This window comes from Paenibacillus spiritus (assembly GCF_008710135.1).
Lineage (GTDB): Bacteria > Bacillota > Bacilli > Paenibacillales > Paenibacillaceae > Paenibacillus_AQ > Paenibacillus_AQ glufosinatiresistens.
Map to the genome: position 1 here is coordinate 1 of NZ_VYKK01000038.1, position 4744 is coordinate 4744.

7 protein-coding genes are annotated in these 4744 nt (G+C 40.6%); all 7 read right to left on the reverse strand.

Annotated features, from left to right (window positions below):
- Positions 1–273: 273 nt before the first annotated feature.
- Entirely contained in the window at positions 274–483 is a 210-nt protein-coding gene (locus F4V43_RS20050) for a phosphoribosylamine--glycine ligase (protein ID WP_317983799.1), read from the reverse strand.
- A 30-nt stretch (positions 484–513) separates the two neighbouring features.
- A complete protein-coding gene (locus tag F4V43_RS20055; protein ID WP_317983800.1) occupies positions 514–717 on the reverse strand; it encodes a hypothetical protein in 204 nt (67 codons plus the stop codon).
- Positions 718–1116: 399 nt separating this feature from the next.
- On the reverse strand, positions 1117–1413 hold the full coding sequence (locus F4V43_RS19200; protein WP_150459876.1) for an immunity 53 family protein: 297 nt from the start codon (positions 1411–1413) through the stop codon (positions 1117–1119).
- A gap of 12 nt (positions 1414–1425) precedes the next feature.
- Positions 1426–2046 carry a hypothetical protein gene (locus F4V43_RS19205; protein ID WP_150459877.1) on the reverse strand — a complete coding sequence of 207 codons (621 nt, stop codon included), beginning with the start codon at positions 2044–2046 and terminating at the stop codon, positions 1426–1428.
- A gap of 1112 nt (positions 2047–3158) precedes the next feature.
- The gene (locus F4V43_RS19215) at positions 3159–3374 is read right to left on the reverse strand and encodes a hypothetical protein (RefSeq protein WP_150459878.1); all 216 of its coding nucleotides are present in this window, start codon (positions 3372–3374) and stop codon (positions 3159–3161) included.
- Between the two features lie 350 nt (positions 3375–3724).
- Positions 3725–4045: a hypothetical protein gene (locus F4V43_RS19220; protein ID WP_150459879.1), complete on the reverse strand. Its 321-nt coding sequence runs from the start codon at positions 4043–4045 to the stop codon at positions 3725–3727.
- Between the two features lie 32 nt (positions 4046–4077).
- Positions 4078–4744, reverse strand: a 667-nt coding sequence (locus tag F4V43_RS19225) for an RHS repeat-associated core domain-containing protein (protein ID WP_150459880.1), incomplete at its 5' end; no start/stop codon positions are given.

The window sequence follows — 4744 nt, forward strand, 5'->3', positions numbered from 1 at the left end:
ATTACCCCAAATGTCGTAGTCATAGGTACTCAACAAGGTTTGGTCCATAAGTCTAGCCCTGTCTCTACAAGCTCACAACGTTGCCCCTATCCAATTTTGCTAATGATATTTTGGTACGCTGCCCTACTGTTGATTACCCTCAATTCTGGGAAATAAATACGCTGAAACCCTAGGAGATTATTATGGTATCTGACCATAATCCCTTTGTTCGTATAACTTCTCCTTCAAAAAAGAAACCTTGAAAGGCATGAAGCCAATCAAGGTCGACATTATTTATTCTTCACATACTTGGATAATCTCTTTAGGAACTGGCTCAAAAACCAATACTTCCGGTTTAGGATAGGGTTTCTTTCCTTGGTATTCATCAAGTGTCATCAAACCATCCCCATACAGTTTTATCCAGTATTTTATACTTTCTCCTGTATCAAAATTAAGTGCTTCCTCATTCGTATCCTTCAAATCCTCATAAAAACGCTTGGTCATAAATGGATAAAGAAATACCCCCATCAAAGACTAAGATTTTATTTGTAAATTCAGGAAAGAAAAATGACCTTGTAAACCGATTAACCATATCAACACCGATTGCTTGTCTGAAATCAACCCAAATCGATTGTTTGATTTTGTTCTATGATTTATCCCCTCCGACGTTATCACTTCCCGAGAAACATAATGCTCATGGCCTTCGGGCAAGTAAGCATGATACAGCATCTCGTTCATCTTATCACCACCCAAATCTATTTTCTTGGAACATATGAGAAACAGGAGATTTTTGAAGGGTCATCTAAGTTTTCAAAGACTCGATGACTCCCTGTCTGAGTGTCAGGTGTACTAATGTTCCCATCAAACTCTTTATTATACTTGGTTATTCTTTGTGTATTAGGGTTATCATGATTTGGCCAGATTGAATATGCTTTATCAAGATTAGTCATGGTTTCTCGTCTCAATTTCCCAACGTCAAGATCTTTATCATATTGAGAACGATTTGGAGTTTTGGCCTGCTTGGGTCATACATATGCTTTTCAGAGTGTGGGTTAACAAAATCATTAGGATTGCTCCCCCACCCGGCATTGTAGGAACAAGAGCATTACCAATTCGCTCAGCCCCGCCTTGGCTGTACTATATTTTATATTTTGTAGACCATTCCTGGAATATAATTAATAATTCTTCCAGGTTATTACTTCCACCTCTTCCTTTAAAGATATTATCGCTAACACTACAATAAACCCAATCAACATTGGTACGTTCAATATCTAGGATTTGAAAATCCTTATCCTCTAACCATGTTCCCTCTAGAAAAATATCAACAGCCCAACCAGGATTATCAAGTGTCACAATGCTAATACCCTTGCTATGCTCCCAATCTCCATCACAATTTTCTAAGTACCAATTTTCTAACCATTTCAGAATATTCAATTTCACACCTCTTTACGGTATCTCCCAAGGCTCAGGTGGTCTAACCCCACCTGGAGTCGAAGGATCGTGTACATGTGGATTGGGAACATCTTGTTTTGTAGCTTTATTAAAATGACCATCACCAGTACCATCATAACGTTTTTCAGTTTCCCATGGATTGGGATTTTTCGGATTGGTTTGCTGCTTAAATGTTTCATAATTTTTTACTTCCCCGGTCTTCGGGTCTCTATTGAGTACAGAATGATCTCCTGTAGCTTCAGGATCAGGTTTAAGTTTATTTTTTGATCTGCCTGAGTTCCCCTCACTCAACTGATAAGCCGCATCTCCTGCATTTTTCGCAGCTCTAACGGCTACCGTTGAGGTATATGAAGCTGCTGCGGCCGTTACAGGAACTGCCACTGCAGCAGCAGTTCCCCCACTTCCTACTGTGACTGCAGTACCTCCACCTACAGTAGCCGCGGTAGCAACGCCTGATGCAACTGATGTCACTACATGACCAGCAAGATTTCCTGATAGATAGTCCGTGTTGGAACCACCAAATACCTTAACACCTGTTAGATCTTCAGAGACTGCATCTACAGCGCCTTTGATGATATCCCTAAACTTATGTCCGCTCGGGTCCACATAAATCAACGGGTTATTCACCACATCAATATATGGGTTCTGGCTGTCCGGGTGATTGATCCGTCCTTCCCATGTATCTTCGGTAATGAACCGCGAGTCTGCTTACGAAGCCTTCATGGAAGAACTGTCGCACTTAGCTTGAGAATCCGTCTTATAATAAAAACAGGGCCTGAGGGAGTTGCCTTCCAGGCCCGTTCATTATTACAATAAAACTAATTAATTACTATATATTAACACGAAGTCCTTATTCTAATTATATTCTATTAAAAGATTAAAAGATTTTTTCAATAAGACGAGATGTTACTGTGGGTCCATAGTCTTGAGGAAAAATATACAGAGTAATAATCAAGGAAATAAATACTGTTATTACCCATATAAAAGTTTTTGTTGCGAAACTTTTCTTGAGTGAGAAATGGTTGGCTACTAGAAACATACTTATATTAATTAGATATATGATTGGAATAGCAATAATTATTCCTAAGCCCGTTTTAGGATAATAATAATACAATATAAATAAAAGTATAGTACTGGGTAAAACTGAAAGAAAAACTCTCACTAAAGAACCTGCTGTCCTCATATAACACCTCTTTATATGTTTATTTTTACTCCCATTTAGGCAGCCCACCATGGCTCTCTAAACGAAGGGGTAATGTACTGGTCCCAAACACTAATATTGCTGTGCATGTAGGAGTGATTTCCTATCCAATCGAAAAATCGCGATTGTGGTTGATCTCTTATGTTGTATAACATTAAGGTGAAGTCCGACTGAACTGCTAAGTTGATAGTCATTTCGTACTGGTGTAGCTGTAGTAACTAGAGTGCCGACTTTTACGTTAAGACTAGCCAAGTAATTCGCTATTATTATTGCAACGTTTCCACCGTGACTGTGTCCTATTAACTTAATGGGATCTGAATAGCCCTAGTGGCATTATCATTCACTAATCCATTTCCATACGTAATCTTATCAAGCACACTGCCAGAGTATACGTAAGTGGCCTGCGTACTTTCCCCCCGCGGAAGCATTGGCTTTGAAGCTCACTTTAGTCAGACGGTTATCATCATCATACGCATACAGAGTAATTGCCCCAAAGGGATCGGTCATCTTCGTCCGATTCCCGGCATTATCGTATTCGTACTGAATCGTTTTGCCGCCGGTTGTGTTGATACTGGGTGGTGCCCGTCTCGTCGGTCATCGACTTACGCAATCCTTTCTTGTAATACGTGAACATGGCGGTTACTGCACTGCCGACGGAACCGTAATTCCAGCCGGCAAGCTGGTTGCGCTCGCCATTCGTATGCTGGGCAGGATTGCCGAGACGGTCGGTTCCATCTGTCAAATTGCCGTTGTCGTCGTAACCGTACGCCGCGTCATTCTTGGGCTTACAACTTACCCAGTTCGTTTTTACAACAAGTTTGTTGTAAATGCAAAAAGGTCCTGCAAAGAATAGAGCAGGACCCTGGATGAATAGTTTTAACTACCTTGATGGATTACGTTCGCTACGAGATTGATAAAAGGCAATTCCCCATACCACAATCAATAGTGGTATAAAAATGTAACCAGGTAGACTTACTCGGTCTCCCGTAATCAAGGACATCACTAGCATGACCGCAAAGATCCCGATTGTGTACAGTATTCCGCGCCCAAAAGTTTTCAATCGAATTCCCTCCTCAAAGTCGTTTTGTTTTCTTAAATAATCCACTCGACCGGTGCCCCTTTTGAGGGCACATCCTTAATATTCAGTGACTTATGACGACGATAATAGGCAACTTTTCTTTGCCCCCCTTTTTCATATATGATTTGAAAGTAAATACCACCCACCTTATCTTCTTTAAATGGAGTGCTTTTCACGTCAATTCTATTAATTTCAATAACCTCCCCTCCCAAAGACTCGATTTTATTATGAACCTCTTTTTCAACGATACTATTCCAGCTATTATCAATAAAAAAGTAGGCAATAACTCCCAAGATAACAATGCCCACGATAATATTAACCTTTGCGTTTTTCAAATATTCTTAGCACCTCCATTCAATTAATAGTTTTACCAAAGATCTATAAGTTCTTTATTATAGTTTGCAGATACTTTTGTAGTAGAACCTAGACCCGTATTTGTTTTTGGAGTTCCGACCCCTGTTCTGATTTCACCTGATATTTCATAATTATTAAAATCGTAAAAATCACCTGAGGCTCCAACTGAATGTCCACCACCTACATCAACATCGTAATCACCTTTTACAGTTCCTGATTTATTTGAAGTATCTCCTTTACTATAAGTTCCTCCTACTCCTGCTGAAGCCTCGACCCCAATATTGCCCGAAAGACTCGCTTCCGCACTAAAGGTTACCTCACCTGAAGTATTAATCTTCAATTCTACGCTGGCGCCTGCAAAAAAATCCGCACTCGCTTCTAAGCTGAAATATCCTTCAGCCTTTAACCCACTCGGATCCACATACCTCAGCGGATTATTCACCACATACACATACGGATTCTGACTATCCGGATGGTTTATCCGGCCTTCCCAGGTATCTTCCGTAATAAACCGTCCTGTGCTGGGGTCATACCATCTTGCTCGAAGGTATTGAAGCCCTGTATCCGAATCCCAGTATTCGCCTGCATAGCGGAAGGCATTACGGAACGAGTCTGCCTCCTCCGTCACTTTCGGATTACCCCAAATGTCGTAGTCATAGGTACTCAACAAGGTTTGGTCC